We start from the raw sequence: 22,623 nt of genomic DNA, 5'->3' as shown, positions 1-22,623 counted from the left end.
TTGTCTCTTAAACGTAAAGTTTGTTACATAAGACAATATTATTCTCCCTATAAGCATATCAAAAAAAGGGAAAATGCGCATGAATAGCGAATAAAAATTAAAGAGAGCATATTGTTTAATGGTAATCGCAATGTTTTACTAATTACCAGCTAACCAATTTGACCTTTTCGATACATTTATTCGTAACAATAGTGCAAGGAGGAATTATAAATGGAAATAAGCTATCATGGACATTCCGTTGTTAAAATCCAAACTCATGGGAAAACAATATTGATTGATCCTTTCATTAATGGGAATGGACAAACAGATTTAAAGGTTGCGGAAGAGGCACCAGATATTATTATATTGACTCATGGACATAATGATCACGTTGGTGATACGGTCGAGCTTGCAAAGAAGAAAGACGCACTTGTTATTGCACCAAATGAGCTAGCCAATTGGATTTCTTGGCAAGGAGTGAAAGCGCATCCAATGCATATTGGGGGTGCTAGGGAATTTGATTTTGGAAAAGTGAAATTCACGCAGGCATTCCATGGTTCTTCTTATATAACTGAAAGTAATGAAATTATTTATATGGGCATGCCAGCTGGAGTTTTATTATTTATTGAAGGATTAACCATCTATCATGCAGGAGATACAGCGCTGTTTAGTGATATGAAATTAATTGGTGAACGTCATCCGATTGATATTGCCTTTATACCAATTGGGGATAATTTCACTATGGGACCAGAAGATGCTGCATGTGCAGTTGCATTTTTAAAGCCGAAAATTGTTGTACCAATTCATTACAATACATTTCCTCCAATCGAGCAGGATCCACAAATTTTTGCGGAGCTAGTGCAGAATTCAGAGGTTCAAATTTTAAAAGCGGGTGAAAAAGTAAACTGTTCCTAATCTGTGACACTGCTGTACTATATAAATTGACACCACGTGCATAGTTGAAACGATGGGAAAAGTTAAACAAATTCATCACTTTATATTAAATATTTTTCTAAAATATATGGTACACTAAGAGCAGAAATGATGCTTGAGGAATAGGTGATATTTTGTCTACAAAACATGAGAAAATTTTACAATACATCGAATCACTACCCGTGGGCGATAAAATTTCAGTACGTCAAATTGCAAAAGAAATGCAAGTTAGCGAAGGAACGGCTTACCGTGCTATTAAGGAAGCGGAGAATCGCCGTTTAGTTAGCTCTATTGAACGGGTTGGAACAATTCGTATTGAAAAGAAAAAGAAAGAAAATATTGAACGCTTAACATTTGCTGAAATTGTAAATATTGTTGATGGCCAGGTTTTAGGTGGGAAATCAGGACTACATAAAACGTTGACAAAATTTGTGATTGGGGCGATGCAATTAGAGGATATGATGCGTTATACAGATGCAGGAAGCTTGCTCATCGTTGGTAACCGTATTAAAGCCCATGAGAATGCGCTACGAGCTGGTGCGGCTGTTTTAATAACTGGTGGTTTTGATACAACGGAGGATAATAAGCAACTTGCAGATTCATTAGATCTGCCAATCATTTCAACAAGCTACGATACGTTTACAGTAGCGACGATGATTAACAGAGCAATTTATGACCAATTAATCAAAAAGGATATTTTATTTATCGAGGATATTTATGTCCCAATGACAGATACAGCGGTCCTAAAAAATGATGAAACAATTCATCATTTCCAAAAGCTGAACGAACGAACTACACACGGTGCTTTTCCAGTGGTGACAGCTAATAATAAGCTTGTCGGGATGATTACTGTGAAAGACGTAATTGGTCGAGAAGAAACCGAGCTTATTGAAAAGGTAATGACTAAAAATCCAATTGCTGGGTCAATGAAAATGAGTGTTGCGTCTGCAGGACACCGTATGATTTGGGAAGGCATTGATTTGTTACCGATCGTTAATGATGATACGATTTTACAAGGTGTAATCAGCCGTCAAGATGTGCTTAAGGCACTTCAGCTTGCACAAAGACAGCCTCAGCATGGGGAAACGATTGATGATTTAGTAAAAAATGAAATGAAGGTACTTGGAGATGAAGATTTAATCGTAGAGTTTAAAGTAACACCTCAAATGACAAACCAATATGGGGCAATTTCTTACGGAGCATTTACTACTTTATTAGCAGAAGTTGGTTCATTTGCATTAAAACGCCGTAAGCGAGGCGATGCCGTTGCCGAAAACATGACGATTTATTTCATCAAACCTGTGCAAATGGAAAGTACACTTACTGTAAAACCTCGAATTTTAGACATGAGTCGTAAATTTGTGAAAATGGACTTTGAGGTGTTTAATCAGCAAATGCTAGTTGGGAAGGCAATGATGATGTTCCAGCTCTTGGAACGCTAAGCTGGCAAAAGGGATGGCCTAGTGAGAATATTAGGCCATCCCTTATTTTTTGCTTATCGATTAATACGGTACTCCTCTTCAACAAATTGACCGTAGTGTCGTACCTTTTTGATATTTTCAATAATAACAAAGATGCCTAAAACGACAAGAATTGCTACAATAATAAATGTGTATAATCCAGGGAATAAATAAGCTTGGTTTAAACCAAAAACAAGTATAAAGGCACCAAAACTTACATTCGCTTTGCTTTTGTACCAATTTTTCGCAATCGGTAATGGAGAGCGGAATTGTTTTGTTTTAAAATAAAAATAAAAAACAAATGATATGATTATGGTAAACACAAAAATTAAATTGAGCATAGTAAACCTCCTAGCATAACTAGACATTATTGTAACGATTATTGATGAAAAATGCTAACGGTTATTACTATCATTTTGGGGGAAATTATATTGAAACGACAAATCATCGACACAATTGCTTTATATGAGACAATTATTATTCATCGCCATGTACGTCCTGATCCAGATGCTTATGGTTCTCAACAAGGTTTAAAAGAATTAATTTTAGCCAACTATCCAGGAAAAAAAGTTTTTGCTGTAGGTGAGCATGATGATTCTTTAACATTTATGGCACAGCCTGATCAAGTTACTGATGATGTTTATGATAATGCTCTAGTAATTGTTACGGATACTGCAAATACTGAACGTGTCGACGACCAACGCTATACAAAGGGCAAGATGGTCATAAAAATCGATCATCATCCAAATGATGATGCATATGGTGATCTATTGTGGGTGGACACGACAGCTAGCTCTTGTAGTGAAATGATTTATGAGCTTTTTGAGGAAGGTCGCAATGTAGCCAACTGGTCGCTATCTACGGCTACTGCTAGATTGTTATTTGCTGGTATTGTGGGTGATACAGGAAGATTTCAATTTCCAAGTACAACAGCGAAAACATTTAAAATTGCTGCAGAACTCATTACATATGATTTTGATCGAAATCAGATTTTTGATGGTATGTATGAAATGGAACAAAAATTATTAAATTTACAGGGCTATATTTATCAAAATTTTGAAATGAATGAGCATGGGGCCGCGCATATAAAATTGACGAAGGAATTGCTAACAAAATTCGATGCTGTTCCGTCAGAGGCTTCTCTTTTAGTAGGCTGCCTTGGTAGTGTAAAAGGTATTTGTGCATGGGTTGTGTTTATAGAGGAGGGAGAACAAATTAGAGTACGTTTGCGCTCGAAAGGCCCTATTATTAATACGCTAGCGAAGGAATTCAATGGTGGAGGACACCCATTAGCTTCAGGTGCAACTGCTCATTCATGGGAGGAAGCGGATTGTGTGATAAATCGTTTACAGGCAATTTGTCAAACGTATCGCTTAAATAACTAACAATATTCTATAGGTATTATCATAATCAAAAACGAAGTAATACCAAGAAAGGAAGGGATTCATTTGACACATGTATATACGAAGATGCATACGAGCGCGGATTTATTGAATAGCACGATTCGGCTTGAACAATTGATCCCTTTTTTAAAAGAGCAAAAAACGCAGGCCTGTGCAATCGTCAATTCGAAATTGTACGGGCTTTTGCCTTTTTGTAAGGCGTTACAGCAAGCGAATATTCATGCTGTAATTGGTCTTTCTGTAAACATACAATGGCAGGAGCTACAAATTCCTTTAGTTTTATATGCAAAGACACAAGAAGGCTATCAGCATTTATTAAAGATTAGTAGTGCCGTTTCAATAAGAGAAGATGAGGTTTTGCCGTGGAAATGGCTAGAAGGGTATGCAGCAGGCTGTATAGCATTGCTTTCCTCTAATGATATAGCGGAAATTGGAAATTGGACAGAGGTGGCAAGCGCTCTAAAAGCATTGTTTGGTCAGTATTTATTTATGGGGATTGCTAGACCGGCAGGGATGATTGCAGAAAAAGAACAGGATTATGTTATATGGTGTAAGAACGAAAGCATCCCATTAGTGGCTTCACAGAGTTGTTATTTTTTACGACCAGAAGACCATTTTGCTTTCGAGGTGGCAAGAGCGATTGATACAGGTGAAAAGTGCACTGATATAGAGGAATCCGCCCATTTGCATGGTTATTTTGTGCCAACGGTGGATGAATGGAGCAGCTGGTTTGTTGATTGTCCTGAATGGCTTGAAGCGAGTGCAGCAATGTTAGCTGGCTGTACAGCAAAAATCCCTAATATGCCTGTGCAAATGCCTAAATTTCCAGTGCCAGTAGGAGAAACAGCTGAAAAATTACTGGTTAAGGAGGCATTTTCAGGTTTAGCGTTGCGTTTCAATCAAAATGAAATTCCGCATGTTTATAAAGAGCGACTACAATATGAGCTTGAAATTATCTGTTCAATGGGCTTTGCGGATTATTTTTTAATTGTTGCAGATTTTATGCGTTATGCCAAAGAGAATCATATTTTAACTGGCCCAGGTCGAGGTTCGTCAGCGGGGTCACTTGCAGCCTATAGTCTTTCTATAACACAAGTAGATCCTCTTGCTTACGGATTACTATTCGAGCGTTTTTTAAATCCAGAACGTATCTCTTTACCAGATATTGATATAGATTTTGTTGATAATAAAAGACAAAAAGTCATTCAATATGTGACACATAAATATGGCAAGGCAAATGTCGCACAGATCATCACATTTGGTACATTATCAGCAAAAGCTGTAGCCCGGGATGTGGCTCGGGTTTTAGGCTTTGAAGCTGAAACATTAGAAAAGATTTCGAAATGGATTCCCAATAAACCTGGGATAACGCTACAAAAAGCGGTGGCTGAATCACATGGCTTACAAGGCTGGTTAGCAGAGGATGAAAAACATCGTCGGTGGTTAGAAGTAGCTTTAAAATTAGAAGGATTGCCAAGGAATTCCTCTACGCACGCGGCAGGTGTTGTATTAGCACCATCCCCCTTGGTCAATACAATGCCTATAGAGAAGGGGCATGATGATATTTATTGTACCCAATGGCCCATGGGCGATGTAGAAGCGTGTGGTCTTGTAAAAATGGACTTTTTAGGCTTGCGTAACTTAACAATTTTAGAGCAGATACGCTGGTCCATTTATAAAGTTGGAGGACCATGGATAGAGTTTGAGCGAATTCCTATGCAGGATGAAAAAACATTCCAGCTTCTTCAGAGGGGAGATACATTAGGCATTTTCCAATTAGAATCTGAGGGTATGAAGCAAGCATTGCGAGATATTCAGCCGACGCATTTTTTAGATATAGTAGCGGTCAATGCATTATATCGGCCAGGTCCAATGGATTTTATCCCAATCTATGCAAGACGTAAATCAGGACAGGAACTAGTGATTATGCCGCATCCAGTATTAGAGCCAATTTTACGAGAAACATTTGGCGTTATCGTTTATCAGGAACAGATAATGCAAATTGCTTCTAAAATGGCAGGCTTTACGATGGGACAGGCAGATTTACTGCGTCGAGCGGTCAGCAAGAAAAATCGCCAAGTATTAGAAGAGCAACGAGCGGTATTTGTGAATGGAGCGATGAAGCAAGGCTACGATATCCATATAGCAGAAGAGGTGTATGCACTGATTGTGCGCTTTGCGGATTATGGCTTCCCTAAAAGCCATGCAGTTGCATATAGTGTTATCTCTTATCAAATGGCCTATTTAAAGGCGCATTACCCAAAAAGCTTTTATGCAGCGCTATTGTCAAATGCAACAGGAAATGCGGACAAGATTCAGCAGCTTGTGAATGAAGCCAAAGAACAAGGTATAGCTTTCTATCCACCTTCATTAAAACATAGTACTAAATATTTCGCTGTTGAAAAGGATGGCATTCGTTATAGCTTATCAGGTATTAAAGGTGTTCCTCATACCTTTATTGAGACAGTGAAGGCCATACGACAATCGAATGCTGAGACATTAAATAATTTATTTGATTTAGCGGTTGCTTTAAGTGCCCAGCATTTTAAACCGAAAGTAATAGAAGCTTTGATATTTGCAGGAGCGTTCGATTATTTGGGTAGAGATCGTGCAGTTCTTATTAAGACGGTAGAAGCAGCTTTGAAGCATGCAGAGCTAATGAGACCTACAGAAGATATAGATTGGGCATCAGCAACTGCCTTTAGCTTTGGTAAGCCCAAATATATGGAAGCTCAAGAAATGACACAAAAAGAAAAACTGATGCATGAGAAGGATAGTTTAGGGTTCTATATATCCGCACATCCTGTAACAGAAGAGCGAGTTTTCTGGCGGGAAGTCAATGTTACATGTAGGGAGTTAAAACATACACGAGATGGAACTTATGTCAAAATGATTGGCTTGATTGAAGAGGTAAAAAAAATTCGAACAAAAAAAGGGGAGCAAATGGCTTTTGTTCAACTTCAAGATGAATATGGCTTAGTGTCCATAACCTTATTTCCACAAGTATTTCAGCTTGTGCAAGAGTTTTTACAGGAGGATGAAATACTTTATATTGAGGGCACAGTGGAAAGACGTTTTGGAAAGCCACAGGTGAAAGTAAAACACGCACAAACGACGAAAAAAATATAAAAGGAAACAAGAATTTAGAAACTGCATAAATTTTTATGCAGTTTTTTCTTTACATTTCATCAGTTATTTTGTAAGCTAGTAACAACGTTAAAAGTGGTCTGACCACTTTTTGATAAGGGGAGTTAGTCGTATGGATAAAAAAACCGAACAAAAGAAAGTGTTTTTAGAAATCGTCCAACAATTACGTCAACTCATTAAAATAGAAAAAATACAAGCTGGTGAGAAGCTACCTTCTGAACGAGTTCTGTCAGAGCGTCTAGGTGTCGGGCGATCCTCTGTAAGAGAGGCATTGCGAAGTTTAGAATTGCTCGGTCTGATTGAAACAAGACATGGTGGTGGTACTTTTCTAGCATCCACTCATAAACATCAGCTCGTAGAAATACTGTCGATGTTTATATTAGAAGATGAAAAATCAAAAAAGGATGTCGAATTAACACGACAAATTCATGAAAAGGAAGCTATTCGCGTAATAAGTTGTACAGAGATTCTTCGCACACTACCTGTGTGGGACAGTTTTTTTGTGAAACTAGAAATTGAAGGTGCCGTTAATTGTCAAGATATTTTACGAGAGCTAATAATTACGGCAGGAAATCGACTTTCTTTAAAAATCTGGTTTCAATTAGCAGCCTATGATGGTGACCGTTTAAATCGAAACTCAACAGAAGAAGAAAAGTTAATCATTCAAACGATGGTGAAATCAATGCAGCTCGGCTACGAAAAAGAAGCATTAAAAGCTTATGAACAGTGGATGAATACTGAACAAAGCATTTAGACAACAAAGGGGGAGTCAAACATGGCAATACGCAGCTTATTTAGTGGTAATAAAAAAAAGAAAGAGAGTGGACAAGAAAAGGCATTTCCAGAAGGATTGATGACAAAATGTCCTGAATGCCGCCATATTCAATTAACGAAGGAATTAGAGAAAAATCATAAAGTATGTACAAAATGCAGTTATCACTTCAAAATGACTGCACAGGAACGTGTAGATTATTTCTTAGATGAAGGCTCGTTTGTTTCTATGGATGATCATTTACAAACAAGTAATCCACTGAATTTCCCAGCGTATGTGGAGAAAATTTCTGTGGATCAACAAAAAACGGGCTTAAATGAGGCTGTATTGACAGGAGTAGGCACGTTAGACGGAGAAGAAATTGTCATAGCAATTATGGATTCTCATTTCCGTATGGGCTCCATGGGCTCGGTTGTTGGAGAAAAAATTACACGTGCTGTTGAAAAGGCAACTGAATTACGTGTACCGTTTATTATCTTTACAGCTAGCGGTGGGGCGCGCATGCAGGAAGGCGTTCTATCATTAATGCAGATGGCAAAAACGAGTGTGGCATTAAAACGACATAGTGACCAAGGTTTATTGTTTATTTCGATATTGACGCACCCAACAACAGGTGGTGTTTCAGCAAGCTTTGCCTCTGTTGGAGATATTAATATAGCAGAACCTCAAGCATTAATTGGCTTTGCTGGTCGTCGTGTTATTGAAGAAACGGTTAGAGAAAAATTACCAAATGATTTCCAAACAGCGGAATTTTTACTTGAGCATGGTCAGCTTGATGCCATCTTTCCACGTAAGGATTTGCGAGATCAAGTAGCAGTACTTGTAAAAATGCATACGAAAGGCGGCGTACAGCATGTCTAAAAATTTAGCTTTTGAAGAACCAGTAATACAATTACGTGAAAAAATAAATGAATTAAAATCAATAGCTGCTGAAGCAGATGTAGATATGACAGGTGAAATTGAAAAGCTTGAAACTCGTCTGACTCAGCTGGAGCAATCCATATATGCCAATATGAAGCCATGGGATCGTGTGCAGGTAGCTAGACATCCAGAAAGACCAACGACATTACAATATATAGAAGCAATGTGTGAAAATTTTATAGAATTGCATGGGGATCGAACGTTTGGTGACGATGCCGCCATTCTTGGAGGTATTGCGCTTTTTGAAGGACAACCAGTCACAATTATTGGACATCAACGTGGAAAATCTACGAAAGAAAATATTCGTCGTAATTTCGGTATGCCACACCCAGAAGGCTATCGAAAAGCATTACGATTAATGAAGCAGGCTGAGAAATTTAAACGCCCAATTATATGCTTTATTGATACCAAAGGTGCATATCCAGGTAAGGCAGCTGAGGAACGTGGCCAAAGTGAAGCAATTGCTAGAAATCTTATTGAGATGGCAGGCTTACAAGTACCAGTAATCAGCATTGTTATTGGTGAAGGTGGTAGCGGTGGTGCACTTGCACTAGGGGTAGCTAATCGCGTCTTTATGTTGGAGAACTCAACTTATTCTGTTATTTCTCCTGAGGGAGCAGCATCCATCTTATGGCGTGATGGAAGCCTTGCAAAACAAGCTGCAGAGGCAATGCGTATAACAGCGCCTGATTTAAAGGAGCTAGGAGTCATTGATGGCATCATCCCAGAAATTGCAGGTGGTGCACATCGCAATGTAGCGAAACAAGCGCTTTATCTAAAAGAATGTATAAGTGACACACTGAAAGCATTGAATTCTTTAAATGGTGAACAATTAGTAGAAGATCGTTACGAGAAATTTAAGAAAATTGGTCAATATACAGAAACAGAAGTATAAAAGATAAGAAAATATTTCGTGATTTAAGTTTTAAATCAAAATTGTTAGTTGAAAAATCTGCTCGTAAAGAGATTAATTTTGTCTTTTAGTTGAAGAAAAGCTTTTATGTTATAAGAAGATAGTAGCGCAAAAATAACGCCAGACTTCTTGAAAAAATGTTAGATTTCGGATGTTTTTGAATGGAAAGAGTGTGTGAAAGCGCATTCTTTTCATTTTTTATGTAAAAGTTATGTTTTTATAGTCTTAGAACCCTTACATAGTTTGTTTTTTCATGTTAATGTGAATAATAATAGTAACTGCAGGAGGTTCGACAATGAAAAAAATTGCCGTATTAACAAGTGGTGGAGACGCGCCAGGAATGAACGCAGCTATTCGTGCAGTCGTTCGTAAGGCAGCATTTCATGGAATCGATGTTGTCGGAATTAAGCATGGCTATGAAGGCTTAGTAAAAGGTTACATGGAGAATCTTGATCTAGGTTCAGTAGGTGGCATAATTCAACGAGGTGGTACACAGTTAAATTCAGCGAGATGTCCTGAATTTAAAGAAGAAGCAGTCCAACAGCGTGGTATTGACAACTTGCGAGCAGCAGGAATTGAAGGATTAGTCGTTATTGGTGGAGATGGTTCCTACAGAGGTGCTATGGATTTAGTGAAGAAAGGCTTTCCAGTTGTTGGTGTGCCAGGAACAATTGATAATGATGTACCAGGCACAGAATATACAATAGGATTTGATACGGCACTTAATACAGTTGTAGAATCTATTGATAAAATTCGTGATACAGCGACCTCTCATGAAAACTCCTTTATAGTGGAGGTAATGGGAAGAGATGCTGGAGATATTGCTTTATGGGCAGGACTTGCAGCAGGTGCTGAAACAGTTTTAATTCCAGAAGAAGATTATAATTTAGATGATATTGTGGCACGCTTAGATCGAGGAGCAGCACGTGGCAAAAAGCATAGCATTATTATTGTTGCTGAGGGAGTCATGACAGGCAGTGATTTGGCAAAATTATTAAAGGAAAAAACAGGAAAAGAGACACGTGTTTCTGTTCTTGGCCATATTCAACGAGGTGGTTCTCCTACTGCACGTGATCGTGTTTTGGCAAGTCAATTCGGTGCTCATGCAGTTGAATTACTAATGGAAGGAAAGTCTGGCAGAGCGGTAGGAATCCGCAATCATCAAGTAATTGACTATGATATGCCTGAGGCTTTCGAAAAAAATCATGAGGCAGATGTAAGTTTATATACGTTAATGAAAGAACTATCAATATAATTTGGTATAAAAACGGAGTGGGGCAGAAAATGAGAAAAACTAAAATCGTATGTACAATTGGTCCGGCAAGTGAGTCGCCAGAAACGTTAGAAAAACTGATTGAGGCAGGTATGAATGTTGCCCGCTTAAATTTTTCACATGGTTCGCATGAGGAGCATGAGGTACGGATTAATTTAATTCGAGAAGTTGCACAAAAATTAGGAAAGCCAGTTGGGATATTACTTGATACTAAAGGTCCTGAAATTCGTACACATAATATGCAAAACGGGGAGCTACATTTAACAGCAGGTCAAGTAATTGATATTTCAATGACTGAGATTGAGGGTACAGAGACTAGCTTCTCTGTCACATATGAACGATTGATTGAGGATGTTGAACAAAACTCCATTATTTTGCTAGATGATGGCCTCATTCAGTTACGTGTTTTAGCAACAGACATGGAAAAAGGTCTTATTCATACAATTGTTGAAAATGCTGGTGTTTTAAAAAATAAAAAAGGTGTAAATGTACCTGGCGTTTCTGTCCAGCTTCCTGGTATCACAGAGAAGGATGCACAAGATATTTTATTCGGTATTGAGCAAGATGTAGATTTTATTGCAGCTTCGTTCGTGCGTCGTGCGAAAGATGTGCTAGAAATTCGAGAGCTACTTGAACAAAATGGCGGCAGTCATATTCAAATCATCCCGAAAATAGAGAACCAAGAGGGTGTAGACAATATTGATGAAATCATCTTAGTGTCAGATGGATTAATGGTAGCTCGTGGTGATCTAGGGGTTGAAATTCCAGCTGAAGAAGTACCATTAGTACAAAAGAAATTAATTTTAAAATGTAATCAAGTAGGGAAACCAGTAATTACAGCTACACAAATGCTAGATTCAATGCAGCGTAACCCGCGTCCAACACGAGCAGAGGCAAGTGATGTAGCGAATGCTATTATTGATGGCACAGATGCAATTATGTTATCTGGAGAAACAGCGGCAGGTCTATATCCAGTGGAATCTGTACAAACAATGAATAAAATTGCACAGCGTACAGAAAATTCTTTAGACTATAAGGCAATTGTTTCTACACGTAGTAGAGAAAAAGAGGCAAATATGACGGAGGCTATATCTCAGGCTGTAGCGTATACGTCGATTAACTTAGGGGTAAAGGCAGTTTTAGCACCGACTGAAAGTGGTAATACAGCTAGAATGATTGCAAAATATCGTCCAGGAGTACCAGTTGTTGCTGTAACGGGGTCCTCAAATACAGCTCATACATTAACACTAGTTTGGGGTGTATATCCAGTTGTTTGTCAACGTGTGACAACTACAGATGAAATTTTAGAGCTAGCTGTTGATGAAAGCTTAAAGCATGGCTATGTAACACATGGTGATGCAGTTGTTATTACTGCAGGTGTACCAGTTGGTGAAGCAGGTACAACTAACTTAATGAAAGTTCACATTATTGGAGATTTACTAGCTCGTGGCCAAGGAATTGGAAAAGCTTCAGTAGTAGGAAAAACAGTTGTTGCAAAAAATGCAGCAGAGGCACTAGCCTACGATACAGATGGTTGTATTATAGTAACAGTTGGGTCCGATCGCGATATGATGCCAGCGCTTGAAAACTGCCTTGGTTTGATTACTGAGGAAGGTGGACTTACAAGCCATGCAGCTGTTGTAGGTCTAAGCCTAGGTATCCCTGTTATTGTCGGGGTAAAAGAAGCTACAACATTGATTCGTCATGGTCAAGAAATCACAATGGATGCAGAAACGGGCGTTATTTATAAAGGACATGCCAGCGTTCTTTAAGAAAGATAAAGAAGCTCTAGTGCGAACGGCAGTACTAGAGCTTTTTCTAAACATTAACTCCTTTTTATACATAAACGGTTTTCTTCTTTCATTCGTATCCCTGCTTGAATATAACTGATTGATCTCTCTGCATGTGTTTCATTTATTTTTTTTAATGAAACAAAATAGGCTATAATAACGTATAAGAGGTATAGCTTTTTTGATAGAAGGGAGAAAAATATGAGAAAAGTTTTTCTTGGTTTCATTGTCTATGCATTAGCCGAATTGGCGTTATTAATAGTAATTGGTCAAAATATTGGTGTTTTCAATACATTATTGCTCATTGTTGCAACAAGTATTATAGGTATTTATGTAGTGAAAAATAAAGGTATGAATTCTGTGCAAAACGTTAAAAATACGATAGCACGAGGAGAGGCTCCAGGCCCTGCCTTAATTGATACCGTGTTAACATTCAGCGGTGGTGTATTACTAGCTCTGCCAGGATTTTTAACGGATTTGATTGGTTTGTTACTACTCATGCCTTTTTCTCGTAAAATGTTCCAACCAATTTTTTATTATTGGATGCGTAAAAAAATGAAAAAAGGGAACTTTATTATCGTTCAAAAATAGCATTTTCCTTTAACTTAACTGCTAAAAATAAAAAAAATGGGCTCAGTAAAATACCATAAAAACCAAATAATAAAATGGAGGCAGCACTGATGAAAAAGGTGTGGAAGGTACGTAATTGGAGCGTATTTGACCAAAGCATAGATTCAGCTAGCTGCCTTGTTAATTGGACGAATAAATATAATACTAAAATTGCGACACATAAAAAGGTATTGCCAGTGAAGTAAAAATATATGCTCATGGGTACAAGAAATACACCAATGCCAAAGAACGGAAGTACATCTGCGAAGGCTACTATAAAGGCTTTGATGATAGCTTGTTCAAATTGAAGCAGCATAAATCCTGCACATAGTATGAGCAATGTGATTGTGAAAAGCTGAAATTCCACGAAAAGAAAATAATGAAACAACTGCATTACTTTAGAAAAATGTGACTGCCACTCATTGCGATATTTTTTTGGCGCATATTGGAAAAACCAATAACGGGATTTCCGAGTTTCCAATAGGGCGAAATAGTATGCAACAAGGAATATAAATACTTCAATAACATGCTTCATAATTAATTGAACAATATTCGCTATATAAACTAAAATCGAATCAAAAATAGACAACGATTTTTCCTTTAAAACTTGGATAAACATGGATTCATATTCATCAAAAAGTGGGAAATTTTGTAGTGTATCTCGGATCTCAGGAAAGATATGAATTACGCTGTTGATGGATATAATAGCGAGAAAAAAGATACAAGAAAGTATCAAAATTTCCACAATAATTGCTGCAAGCCAATAGGCGATCCTACAATAGGTATGAAGAAATTTTATGATAGGATACGTTGAAAAAGACAAAAAAATTGCAAGTGATACAGGTAATACGAACCAAAGTATTACTAAATAGAATATAAAAAATAAAATACTCGTAGTTCTTTCGTATGAAAAATGCTTAATATTCCTCATTTTTACAAATTCACCCCATTTCAAAAGTTAAATTAATGTCAAAATATACAAAAAAACCTCTTTAGAGCACATATATAATCGCTCGGGCGCCTTTTTCTTTATTTGGCGGATTTTCATTCACAAAGCTGTCAAAAATGATTATAATAGCAATGTAAGCGATTTACTTAATGGTTCATATGAGCAAAAAACGTAAATGTGACATACAAAATACATTTACAACCAAAAAAATAAGTATGAGGGAGCGATAATTATTATGTCAGCAACTAAAGGTTTGGAAGGTATCGTAGCAGCGGAATCTAAAATCAGTTCAATTATCGATGACACACTTACATATGTTGGTTACAACATTGATGATTTAGCAGAGAACGCGTCGTTTGAAGAAGTAGTTTATTTATTATGGCACACTCGTTTACCGAAAGCGGACGAGCTAGCTGAATTAAAACAACAATTAGCAGACAACATGACAATTCCGCAAGCAATTGTAGAGCAATTCAAAACATACCCACTTTCAACTGTACATCCAATGGCTGCACTACGTACTGCAGTATCTTTACTTGGTGTATTCGATGAAGAGGCAGATGTTATGGATCCAGAAGCTAACTACCGCAAAGCTATCCGTTTACAAGCTAAAATTGCTACAGTAGTTACTGCATTTGCACGTGTTCGTAAAGGTTTAGAGCCAGTTGCGCCAAAACCAGAATTAGGATATGCAGCAAACTTCTTATACATGCTTAAAGGTGAAGAACCAGCAGCAATCGAAGTTGAAGCATTTGACAAAGCATTAGTATTACATGCTGACCATGAATTAAATGCATCTACATTCACAGCACGTGTATGTGTAGCTACATTATCGGATGTATATTCTGGTGTTACAGCAGCTATTGGAGCATTAAAAGGACCACTTCATGGTGGTGCAAATGAGCAAGTTATGAAAATGTTAACTGAAATTGGCTCACTTGAAAAAGTTGAATCTTACATTCAAAATAAATTAGACAACAAAGAAAAAATCATGGGCTTCGGTCACCGTGTATACCGTAAAGGTGACCCACGTGCACCACACTTACGTGTAATGTCACAAAAATTAACTGAACTAACTGGTAAACCAGAGTTATATGAAATGTCAGTTAAAATCCATGACATGATCGTAGAACAAAAGAAATTACCTGCAAACGTAGACTTCTTCTCTGCGTCAGTGTATGATTCTTTAGGTATTGATCATGACCTATTCACACCAATTTTCGCAGTATCACGTACTTCTGGTTGGGTAGCTCATATTTTAGAGCAATATGCTAACAACCGCCTGATCCGTCCACGTGCAGAGTATGTTGGACCAGGCATGCAAAAATATGTTCCAATCAGCGAGCGCTAATTTGGAAAATATGCTAGAATATTTGGGACTGTGTTACTGATAACACAGTCCTATGATTATGAATTTAGGAGGCAACAGCAATGTCAAACAAAATTGTAGTTGAAAATGGCGTACTTAATGTACCAAACAATCCAGTGATTCCTTTCATCGAAGGTGATGGAATTGGTCCAGATATTTGGGCTGCAGCATCACGTGTAATCGACGCAGCAGTAGAAAAAGCTTACAACGGTGAAAAGAAAATCGAATGGTTAGAAGTTTTAGCTGGTGAAAAAGCATTCAACCAAACTGGTGAATGGTTACCACAAGAAACTTTAGACAAAATTAACGAATACTTAATCGCAATTAAAGGTCCTCTTACTACGCCAATCGGTGGTGGTATCCGCTCTCTAAACGTAGCATTACGTCAACAGCTTGACCTATATGTGTGCTTACGTCCAGTACGTCACTTTGACGGAGTACCTTCTCCAGTTAAACGCCCAGAAGACGTTGATATGGTTATCTTCCGCGAAAACACAGAAGACATCTACGCTGGTATCGAATTCGAATCTGGTTCTGAACAAGCTCAAAAAATCATCAACTTCTTACAATCTGAATTTGGTGTAAAACAAATTCGTTTCCCAGAAACTTCAGGTATCGGTGTGAAGCCAGTATCTAAAGAAGGTACTGAGCGTTTAGTGCGTTCTGCTATCGAATATGCAATTAAACATAACCGTCCGTCTGTGACATTAGTTCATAAAGGAAACATCATGAAATTCACTGAAGGTGGTTTCAAAAAATGGGGTTATGAATTAGCTGAAACTGAATTTGCTGATCAAACATTCACATGGAACCAATATGACGCTATCAAAGCTGAACAAGGTGAAGAAGCAGCGAACAAAGCTCAAGCTGACGCTTTAGCTTCTGGTAAAATCTTAGTAAAAGATTCTATCGCTGATATCTTCTTACAACAAATTTTAACTCGTCCAAAAGAGTTTGATGTAGTAGCTACAATGAACTTAAATGGTGACTATATTTCTGATGCATTAGCTGCACAAGTTGGTGGTATCGGTATCGCTCCAGGTGCGAACATTAACTACGTAACTGGTCACGCGATCTTCGAAGCTACTCACGGTACAGCTCCAAAATATGCTGGTTTAGATAAAGTAAACCCATCTTCAGTATTGCTTTCAGGTGTATTAATGCTTGAACACTTAGGATGGCAAGAAGCAGCTGACATGATCAATACATCTGTAGAGAAAACAATCTCTTCTAAAGTTGTAACTTATGACTTCGCTCGTTTAATGGACGGCGCTACAGAAGTGAAATGTTCTGAGTTCGCAGATGAGTTAATCAAAAACCTATAATTCCTATTGTAATATAGAAATTAAAGGTAAAGCGGATGCTTTATTCTGTCGATATAATTAGGGTAAAATGTATTTAGTTTAACTTCTTTCAGCAAAACTGAAAGAAGTTAAAGCCTCTGGCAGCTGTCACGAAATCGAAAAGGATTTCTTTGTGCAAGCACAAAGCCGATTCCGGACGCAATTATGCCGAGGCATAATTGATTAAAGCATTATGATGAACTTGATTAATCGAGGGAGGAGATATATTCTCCTCCCTTTTTTAAATATATAACCTAATTTTAAAGGAGCGTATTCAAATGTCTCTGAAACGTAAAAAAATCTCAGTAATCGGTAGTGGTTTTACAGGTGCTACAGCAGCATTTTTAGCAGCTCAGAAAGAACTTGGCGACGTCGTATTAGTAGATATTCCACAAGCAGAAAACCCAACAAAAGGTAAAGCTCTAGATATGTGGGAAGCGGCACCAGTGCAAGGTTATGATTCATATGTGAAGGGTACTTCTAACTATGCAGATATAGCAGATTCTGATGTAGTCCTTATCACTGCTGGTGTTGCTCGTAAACCAGGGATGAGTCGTGATGATCTTGTTCAAATTAATCAAGGTGTAATGAAGGCTGTTTCTAAAGAAATTGCTGCACATTCACCAAATGCAACGATTATCGTACTCACAAACCCAGTAGATGCTATGACTTACACAGTTTACAAAGAAACTGGTTTCCCAAAAAATCGTGTTATTGGTCAATCCGGCGTACTTGATACAGCTCGCTTCTGTGCGTTTGTTGCAGAAGAACTTAATATCTCAGTTAAAGACATTACTGGCTTTGTTTTAGGTGGTCACGGTGATACAATGGTACCACTTACTCGCTATTCATTTGCTGGTGGAATTCCATTAGAAACATTAATACCTGCTGATCGTCTTGAAGAGATTGTTAATCGTACTCGTAATGGTGGTGCAGAAATCGTTAATTTGCTTGGTAATGGCTCAGCATACTATGCTCCAGCAGCCGCACTTGTTGAAATGGCTGAAGCAATTATTAAGGATCAAAAACGTATCTTACCATCTATTGCATATTTAGAAGGTGAATATGGCTATAATGATTTGTATTTAGGCGTTCCAACTTTACTTGGTGCAAATGGCATCGAAAAAATCTTTGAGCTTGACTTAACAGACAAAGAAAAAGCAGCTTTAGATAATTCGGCAGAAGCAGTCCGCAATGTTATGAAAATTTTAGCTTAATAAAAAGCTTATGAAATCGAGTGGGAATCATTCCTACTCGATTTTTTGTTTAGTAATAGTTCTATTAAAGCATATATGACAGATATCTTTTTAAACCATATTTCTTTAAATTAACTGTACTAATGCATCGTATGCATATCAATAAAATGGTTATTCTGCTTTTCGTTGTACTTTTAGAATAAAATTGATACTATGAAGGTAGTATGATAGAAAAGGGGTTGGCGTATCTTTGCTTCAAAAAAACAGTAAGCTTGGTCTCACAATAGATGAAATTACAGTTGGTGAGAAGATTCATATTACTGAAAAAATAGAGGATAAGGATTTACTGCTTTATTTAGGTCTTACGAATGATAGTAATCCGCTTTATATTCAACATGATTATGCTGCGATGACACCTTTTCAAAAGCCAATCGTACCAACAATTATGTTAAATGGTATCATTACATCAGCTGTGTCGAAGTACATTCCTGGACCAGGTGCACGAATTATTGAGCAGCATTTAAAATATTTAGGACCTCTCTATCATTATGAATTATTTGATACGCTTTTAGAGGTAACGGAAATAAATAAATTCCAAAATATAATAACTGTATCAATCCATTCCTATAATGAGCAAAAACAGCTTGTGATTGAAGGAACCTTATTGGTGACACCACCACTTGCGCTATAGACGTCTTGAGATTTGAAATGGGGGTTTCAAATCACTAACGGAGGCATTATTACATGACAAAAACGATTTTAGTTGTAGAAGATGAATTTTCTATTGCGACACTATTGAAATATAATTTAGAACAGGCAGGTTATGTTGTAGAAACAGCTGTCGATGGTCAAGAAGGACTGGATAAAGCAATTGACTTGCAACCAGATTTAATTCTCTTGGACTTAATGCTTCCAAGGCTTGATGGTATGGAGGTATGTAAACAAATACGTCAACAACGTATGAACACACCTATAATTATGTTAACCGCAAAGGACGATGAATTCGATAAGGTTCTTGGTCTGGAGCTGGGCGCAGATGATTATATGACGAAGCCATTTAGCCCGCGTGAGGTTTTGGCACGAGTAAAGGCTGTATTAAGACGTTTCACACAAAATGTTGTATTAGATGATAAAGATGAACCTCAAGAGAAAATGTATGAGTTTGGACAATTACGTGTCTTTCCTGAGCGTTTTGAAGTATTTTTACAGGATGAAGCATTGGAATTCACACCGAAAGAATTTGAGCTATTGATTTATTTGCTTGAAAATAAAAATCGTGTTTTAACACGTGATCAGCTATTAAGTGCTGTATGGAAATATGATTTTGCTGGTGATACACGAATTGTGGATGTACACATCAGTCACCTTCGAGATAAAATTGAGGAAAATAGCCGAAAACCAATGTTTATTAAAACAATTCGCGGTCTTGGCTATAAATTTGAGGAGCCGAAGACAACATGAAATCAATGAGCAATCGCTTATTCTTGACATTCATGCTTTTACTCGGAACAATACTAGCTGTCCTAATGATTGTAATAGGTCAGCTTTTTCCTGTTTATATAGAGCAGTATAATGAACAGGCGAGCCTGCAGATGCAAGAATCAATCAATCAAATCTTGGATGATCGAAAGATTGAACTCTCAAAGGAAGATAGAGAGTCCTTAAATACAGTCCAAAATACAGTGGTACAGCCTTTAATTTTACCGAGTGTTCACGCTCGATTATATGTGGTTCTCGTTATTCTTTTTACTATTGCACTAATTTTGATAGCAATTGTCAGTCGGTATATGATTCGTAATTTCACTGCGCCAATCGATAATGTAACAGAAACAGCGCTGGAGCTGGCAAAAGGGAACTACCGTGCACGTGCCCATGAGAACGAGCAGGAACGCATGATGCCATTAAGTCATTCTATTAATATTTTAGCGCGAAATTTACAGGACATTACGACAATACGTGAAGTAGAAGAGGAGCGTCTAAAAACATTAATTGAGAATATGGGAAGTTCACTTATGATGATTGGACGTGAAGGCAATATATCAATCGTGAATCGTGTATTTTTAGAGCGCTTTGGTATGCAGATTGACGATGTTCAAGGGAAGGTCTTTCGTACAATAGGCTTACCTAAATCACTGGAGCAATTTATTGACCATGTCTTTCTAACAGAAATGCCTTATCGACAGCAAATTAAAATGGAAGTACAACAGGAGCTATACAATAAGGAAGTGTATGGTGCTCCTGTTATTGGCGATCATGGTCGCTGGCTTGGTGTTGTCATTGTCATGCATGATATTACAGAGCTTGTCCGTTTAGAGCAAATTCGGAAGGACTTTGTGGCAAACGTTTCCCATGAATTGCGTACACCAATTACATCGATTAAAGGTTTTTCAGAAACTTTATTGGACGGTGCCTATAAGGATGAAAAGATGTTACTATCCTTTTTAGAGATTATTTATAAAGAAAGTAATCGTCTACAAATGCTGATTCAGGATTTATTGGAATTATCGAAAATCGAACAGCATGGTTTTACCGTGAATATTATGTCGATGGGCTTGCAGGACGTACTTATTAGAGGTGCTGAATTAACAGGACCACGTTTGGATGAAAAAAATATGAGTTTCCATGTAGATATCGAACGAGATGTTGAAGTGATGGGAGATGCCAATCGTATTATCCAAATCGTAACGAATTTAATTACCAATGCGATTACGTATTCTCCAGAAAATACAACTGTAACAATCCGTTTAAAGGAAAATGATAAGTATGGGATAATTGAAATAGAGGATCAAGGAATTGGTATCGAAAAACACGAAATTGCTCGTGTCTTTGAACGATTTTATCGTGTGGATCGTGCCCGAAGTCGAAACTCTGGAGGGACAGGCTTAGGGCTTGCTATTGTGAAGCATTTAGTAGAGGCACATCATGGACGTATTCAGGTAGAAAGTGAAGTTGGAGTTGGAACTAAAATGATTGTCATGATTCCGAAGAATTAACAATCTCTTTACAAAAGCAACATGTAACATTCACAAAGGGAGCTTATACTTATTTAGTAGAAACCCCCTATATAATCGACAAGTCTGTAAATAAATTATGTATCATTCATTACATTTTGATGGCGCAGCTTTGCAATCGCCACGGAAGAATCTATTGCCAAATTTTTTTGGTGATAGATTCTTTTCTGTTTTACACTTGATGAAAATAGGTGTAAAGTATAGTAGCATAAAGTTTAACTTACAATTTCATTGTTAAGTTGAACTAAATAATTGGGCTTTTATGGACAGTGAAATGAATACAGCTATTACTGTGTTTTCCTTAGAAGCAGGACAAAATTGAAAGAAGGATGACCATGAAAATCGTCAAAAGTATCGTGCAAATCGGCTATCTTTATATACTATTATTTGTTGGAAATAGTATTGCACGTCTACTTCACTTGCCGATTCCTGGGAGCATAATTGGACTAGTTTTATTGTTTTTACTTTTGCAGTTTCATGTGATTAAGCTTGAATGGATTGAACTAGGAGCAGGATTATTGCTAAGTGAGCTATTGTTGTTTTTTATTCCATCTGCAATTGGTGTAATCGATTATGATGCACTATTTGGTGTACAGGGTGTGAAGGTTGTGCTAGTGATTGTCGTGAGTGCTATTGTTGTTATGTTTACAACAGGCTTTACAGCACAATGGCTAGAGCAACGAAAGAAGGGTGATACTGCATGAGTTTTTTCGTAGCTATAGCAAGCTTAGCGGGGACCGTTGCCATTTTTTACGTGTGTAAAATGTTTTATGTAAAATATAAGAAAGAGTGGCTAACGCCTATGCTAGTCACACCAATAATAATAATTTTACTATTATTATTAACAGGTACATCCTATCAATCCTATAATGCAGGAGCAAATATTTTATCTAATTTATTAGGACCAGCAACAGTTGCATTTGCTGTTCCAATTTATAAAAATTTTAATTTATTAAAAAAGCATGCTCTTGAAATATTACTTAGCATCGCAGTTGGTTCAGCCGTCGCTATTATCTCCTCATTTATGATGGCATTAGTTGTTGGCCTAAATAATGAGCTTGTTCATAGCCTAGTACCACGCTCAGTTACTACACCAATTGCGATGGATATTTCTAATATGATAGGCGGCTCTCCTACCCTGACTGCGGTTTTTGTGATGACAACGGGAATATTAGGAAGTCTGCTTGCTCCGTTAATCATAAAGGTTTTTCGCTTTCATAGACCCTCATCTAGAGGTTTAATGTTAGGAATGGGAGCACATGGTACAGGTACCTCTAAAGCCTTCGAATTTGGTGAACTTGAAGGAACCTTTGCCAGCCTTGCGATGATTGTAGCAGCCTTAATTAGCCTCGTGCTTTCTACAACATTGTTCCCAGCGTTTGAGCATTTAGTTGTTAATATCCTGTTGCCTTAAATGGTGACAGGATATTTTGTTTTGGATGGAGATGCTGACAAACGAGTTAGTCAAAAAGAAATCGGTATGTTAGTCAAGAAACACTTGATGAACCTCACCTCAATATTAATGTAATAGGGCATATGTCAAACTGCCTACAAT

Annotated in this window: 20 protein-coding genes; 18 read left to right on the top strand and 2 right to left on the bottom strand. The window is 37.5% G+C overall.

Annotated elements, in window-relative coordinates; genetic code table 11:
• The first annotated feature begins 210 nt into the window (after window positions 1-210).
• Together AC1RNS_RS10745 and AC1RNS_RS10740 are read left to right on the top strand one after the other, a co-directional pair.
• Window positions 211-894 carry a metal-dependent hydrolase gene (locus tag AC1RNS_RS10745; protein ID WP_492992514.1) on the top strand — a complete coding sequence of 228 codons (684 nt, stop codon included), beginning with the start codon at window positions 211-213 and terminating at the stop codon, window positions 892-894.
• A gap of 152 nt (window positions 895-1,046) precedes the next feature.
• Entirely contained in the window at window positions 1,047-2,354 is a 1,308-nt protein-coding gene (locus AC1RNS_RS10740) for a DRTGG domain-containing protein (RefSeq protein WP_492992513.1), read from the top strand.
• Window positions 2,355-2,407: 53 nt separating this feature from the next.
• Here the strand turns inward: AC1RNS_RS10740 and AC1RNS_RS10735 are convergent, their stop codons facing one another.
• Window positions 2,408-2,713 carry a YtpI family protein gene (locus tag AC1RNS_RS10735; protein ID WP_492992511.1) on the bottom strand — a complete coding sequence of 102 codons (306 nt, stop codon included), beginning with the start codon at window positions 2,711-2,713 and terminating at the stop codon, window positions 2,408-2,410.
• Window positions 2,714-2,803: 90 nt separating this feature from the next.
• On the opposite strand from AC1RNS_RS10735, the gene AC1RNS_RS10730 reads away from it, so the two are divergent.
• The 8 genes from AC1RNS_RS10730 (at window position 2,804) to AC1RNS_RS10695 (ending at window position 13,182) form a co-directional block, all read left to right on the top strand.
• On the top strand, window positions 2,804-3,757 hold the full coding sequence (locus AC1RNS_RS10730) for a DHH family phosphoesterase (RefSeq protein ID WP_492992509.1): 954 nt from the start codon (window positions 2,804-2,806) through the stop codon (window positions 3,755-3,757).
• A gap of 63 nt (window positions 3,758-3,820) precedes the next feature.
• Entirely contained in the window at window positions 3,821-6,904 is a 3,084-nt protein-coding gene (gene dnaE / locus AC1RNS_RS10725; RefSeq protein ID WP_492992507.1) for a DNA polymerase III subunit alpha, read from the top strand.
• Window positions 6,905-7,034: 130 nt separating this feature from the next.
• Entirely contained in the window at window positions 7,035-7,676 is a 642-nt protein-coding gene (locus AC1RNS_RS10720) for a FadR/GntR family transcriptional regulator (protein WP_492992506.1), read from the top strand.
• A gap of 21 nt (window positions 7,677-7,697) precedes the next feature.
• Complete coding sequence (gene accD, locus AC1RNS_RS10715) at window positions 7,698-8,555, top strand: acetyl-CoA carboxylase, carboxyltransferase subunit beta (protein WP_492992505.1); 858 nt, start codon at window positions 7,698-7,700, stop codon at window positions 8,553-8,555.
• Window positions 8,548-9,510, top strand: coding sequence for an acetyl-CoA carboxylase carboxyltransferase subunit alpha (locus AC1RNS_RS10710; RefSeq protein WP_492992503.1), 963 nt, complete (start codon window positions 8,548-8,550; stop codon window positions 9,508-9,510). Before accD ends, AC1RNS_RS10710 begins: the two co-directional genes overlap by 8 nt.
• A 313-nt stretch (window positions 9,511-9,823) precedes the next feature.
• On the top strand, window positions 9,824-10,783 hold the full coding sequence (pfkA, locus tag AC1RNS_RS10705; RefSeq protein WP_492992502.1) for a 6-phosphofructokinase: 960 nt from the start codon (window positions 9,824-9,826) through the stop codon (window positions 10,781-10,783).
• 29 nt (window positions 10,784-10,812) lie between these two features.
• Window positions 10,813-12,573 (top strand): pyruvate kinase, encoded by a 1,761-nt coding sequence (gene pyk / locus AC1RNS_RS10700; protein WP_492992500.1) that lies wholly within the window; start codon window positions 10,813-10,815, stop codon window positions 12,571-12,573.
• Window positions 12,574-12,792: 219 nt separating this feature from the next.
• Window positions 12,793-13,182 carry an FxsA family protein gene (locus AC1RNS_RS10695; protein ID WP_369593500.1) on the top strand — a complete coding sequence of 130 codons (390 nt, stop codon included), beginning with the start codon at window positions 12,793-12,795 and terminating at the stop codon, window positions 13,180-13,182.
• On the opposite strand, the gene AC1RNS_RS10690 is transcribed toward AC1RNS_RS10695, so the two are convergent.
• Window positions 13,166-14,131 (bottom strand): AI-2E family transporter, encoded by a 966-nt coding sequence (locus AC1RNS_RS10690; RefSeq protein ID WP_492992498.1) that lies wholly within the window; start codon window positions 14,129-14,131, stop codon window positions 13,166-13,168. The two genes, AC1RNS_RS10695 and AC1RNS_RS10690, sit on opposite strands and share 17 nt — an antisense overlap.
• A 253-nt stretch (window positions 14,132-14,384) precedes the next feature.
• Here AC1RNS_RS10690 and citZ point away from each other — a divergent pair, with 253 nt between their 5' ends.
• The 8 genes from citZ (at window position 14,385) to AC1RNS_RS10650 (ending at window position 22,482) form a co-directional block, all read left to right on the top strand.
• Window positions 14,385-15,500, top strand: a complete 1,116-nt coding sequence (gene citZ / locus AC1RNS_RS10685) for a citrate synthase (RefSeq protein WP_492992497.1) — start codon at window positions 14,385-14,387, stop codon at window positions 15,498-15,500.
• 80 nt (window positions 15,501-15,580) lie between these two features.
• Entirely contained in the window at window positions 15,581-16,843 is a 1,263-nt protein-coding gene (gene icd / locus AC1RNS_RS10680) for an NADP-dependent isocitrate dehydrogenase (RefSeq protein WP_427546450.1), read from the top strand.
• Window positions 16,844-17,139: 296 nt separating this feature from the next.
• On the top strand, window positions 17,140-18,078 hold the full coding sequence (gene mdh, locus AC1RNS_RS10675) for a malate dehydrogenase (protein ID WP_427546453.1): 939 nt from the start codon (window positions 17,140-17,142) through the stop codon (window positions 18,076-18,078).
• 229 nt (window positions 18,079-18,307) lie between these two features.
• Entirely contained in the window at window positions 18,308-18,748 is a 441-nt protein-coding gene (locus tag AC1RNS_RS10670) for a MaoC/PaaZ C-terminal domain-containing protein (protein ID WP_492992496.1), read from the top strand.
• A gap of 53 nt (window positions 18,749-18,801) precedes the next feature.
• Window positions 18,802-19,518, top strand: a complete 717-nt coding sequence (locus AC1RNS_RS10665) for a response regulator transcription factor (protein WP_492992494.1) — start codon at window positions 18,802-18,804, stop codon at window positions 19,516-19,518.
• Window positions 19,515-21,050, top strand: a complete 1,536-nt coding sequence (gene pnpS, locus AC1RNS_RS10660) for a two-component system histidine kinase PnpS (protein ID WP_492992492.1) — start codon at window positions 19,515-19,517, stop codon at window positions 21,048-21,050. The genes AC1RNS_RS10665 and pnpS overlap by 4 nt, the downstream gene beginning before the upstream one ends.
• Before the next feature lie 353 nt (window positions 21,051-21,403).
• Window positions 21,404-21,772: a CidA/LrgA family holin-like protein gene (locus tag AC1RNS_RS10655; protein ID WP_492992491.1), complete on the top strand. Its 369-nt coding sequence runs from the start codon at window positions 21,404-21,406 to the stop codon at window positions 21,770-21,772.
• Window positions 21,769-22,482 (top strand): LrgB family protein, encoded by a 714-nt coding sequence (locus AC1RNS_RS10650; RefSeq protein WP_492992489.1) that lies wholly within the window; start codon window positions 21,769-21,771, stop codon window positions 22,480-22,482. Before AC1RNS_RS10655 ends, AC1RNS_RS10650 begins: the two co-directional genes overlap by 4 nt.
• Window positions 22,483-22,623: the final 141 nt, after the last annotated feature.

The organism is Lysinibacillus sp. GW821-FHT14F06 (assembly GCF_058803665.1).
The sequence above is the reverse complement of the archived record's forward strand: the minus strand, read 5'-3'. Positions and strand labels throughout refer to the sequence as shown.

Excerpts from the sequence above, each read along its gene's own strand:
- AC1RNS_RS10745 (WP_492992514.1), top strand. The coding sequence starts at position 211 with ATGGAAATAAGCTATCATGGACATTCCGTTGTTAAAATCCAAACTCAT.
- AC1RNS_RS10735 (WP_492992511.1), bottom strand. The coding sequence starts at position 2,713 with ATGCTCAATTTAATTTTTGTGTTTACCATAATCATATCATTTGTTTTT.
- AC1RNS_RS10720 (WP_492992506.1), top strand. The coding sequence starts at position 7,035 with ATGGATAAAAAAACCGAACAAAAGAAAGTGTTTTTAGAAATCGTCCAA.
- accD (WP_492992505.1), top strand. The coding sequence starts at position 7,698 with ATGGCAATACGCAGCTTATTTAGTGGTAATAAAAAAAAGAAAGAGAGT.
- AC1RNS_RS10710 (WP_492992503.1), top strand. The coding sequence starts at position 8,548 with ATGTCTAAAAATTTAGCTTTTGAAGAACCAGTAATACAATTACGTGAA.
- pfkA (WP_492992502.1), top strand. The coding sequence starts at position 9,824 with ATGAAAAAAATTGCCGTATTAACAAGTGGTGGAGACGCGCCAGGAATG.
- pyk (WP_492992500.1), top strand. The coding sequence starts at position 10,813 with ATGAGAAAAACTAAAATCGTATGTACAATTGGTCCGGCAAGTGAGTCG.
- AC1RNS_RS10695 (WP_369593500.1), top strand. The coding sequence starts at position 12,793 with ATGAGAAAAGTTTTTCTTGGTTTCATTGTCTATGCATTAGCCGAATTG.
- AC1RNS_RS10690 (WP_492992498.1), bottom strand. The coding sequence starts at position 14,131 with ATGAGGAATATTAAGCATTTTTCATACGAAAGAACTACGAGTATTTTA.
- citZ (WP_492992497.1), top strand. The coding sequence starts at position 14,385 with ATGTCAGCAACTAAAGGTTTGGAAGGTATCGTAGCAGCGGAATCTAAA.
- icd (WP_427546450.1), top strand. The coding sequence starts at position 15,581 with ATGTCAAACAAAATTGTAGTTGAAAATGGCGTACTTAATGTACCAAAC.
- mdh (WP_427546453.1), top strand. The coding sequence starts at position 17,140 with ATGTCTCTGAAACGTAAAAAAATCTCAGTAATCGGTAGTGGTTTTACA.
- AC1RNS_RS10665 (WP_492992494.1), top strand. The coding sequence starts at position 18,802 with ATGACAAAAACGATTTTAGTTGTAGAAGATGAATTTTCTATTGCGACA.
- pnpS (WP_492992492.1), top strand. The coding sequence starts at position 19,515 with ATGAAATCAATGAGCAATCGCTTATTCTTGACATTCATGCTTTTACTC.
- AC1RNS_RS10655 (WP_492992491.1), top strand. The coding sequence starts at position 21,404 with ATGAAAATCGTCAAAAGTATCGTGCAAATCGGCTATCTTTATATACTA.
- AC1RNS_RS10650 (WP_492992489.1), top strand. The coding sequence starts at position 21,769 with ATGAGTTTTTTCGTAGCTATAGCAAGCTTAGCGGGGACCGTTGCCATT.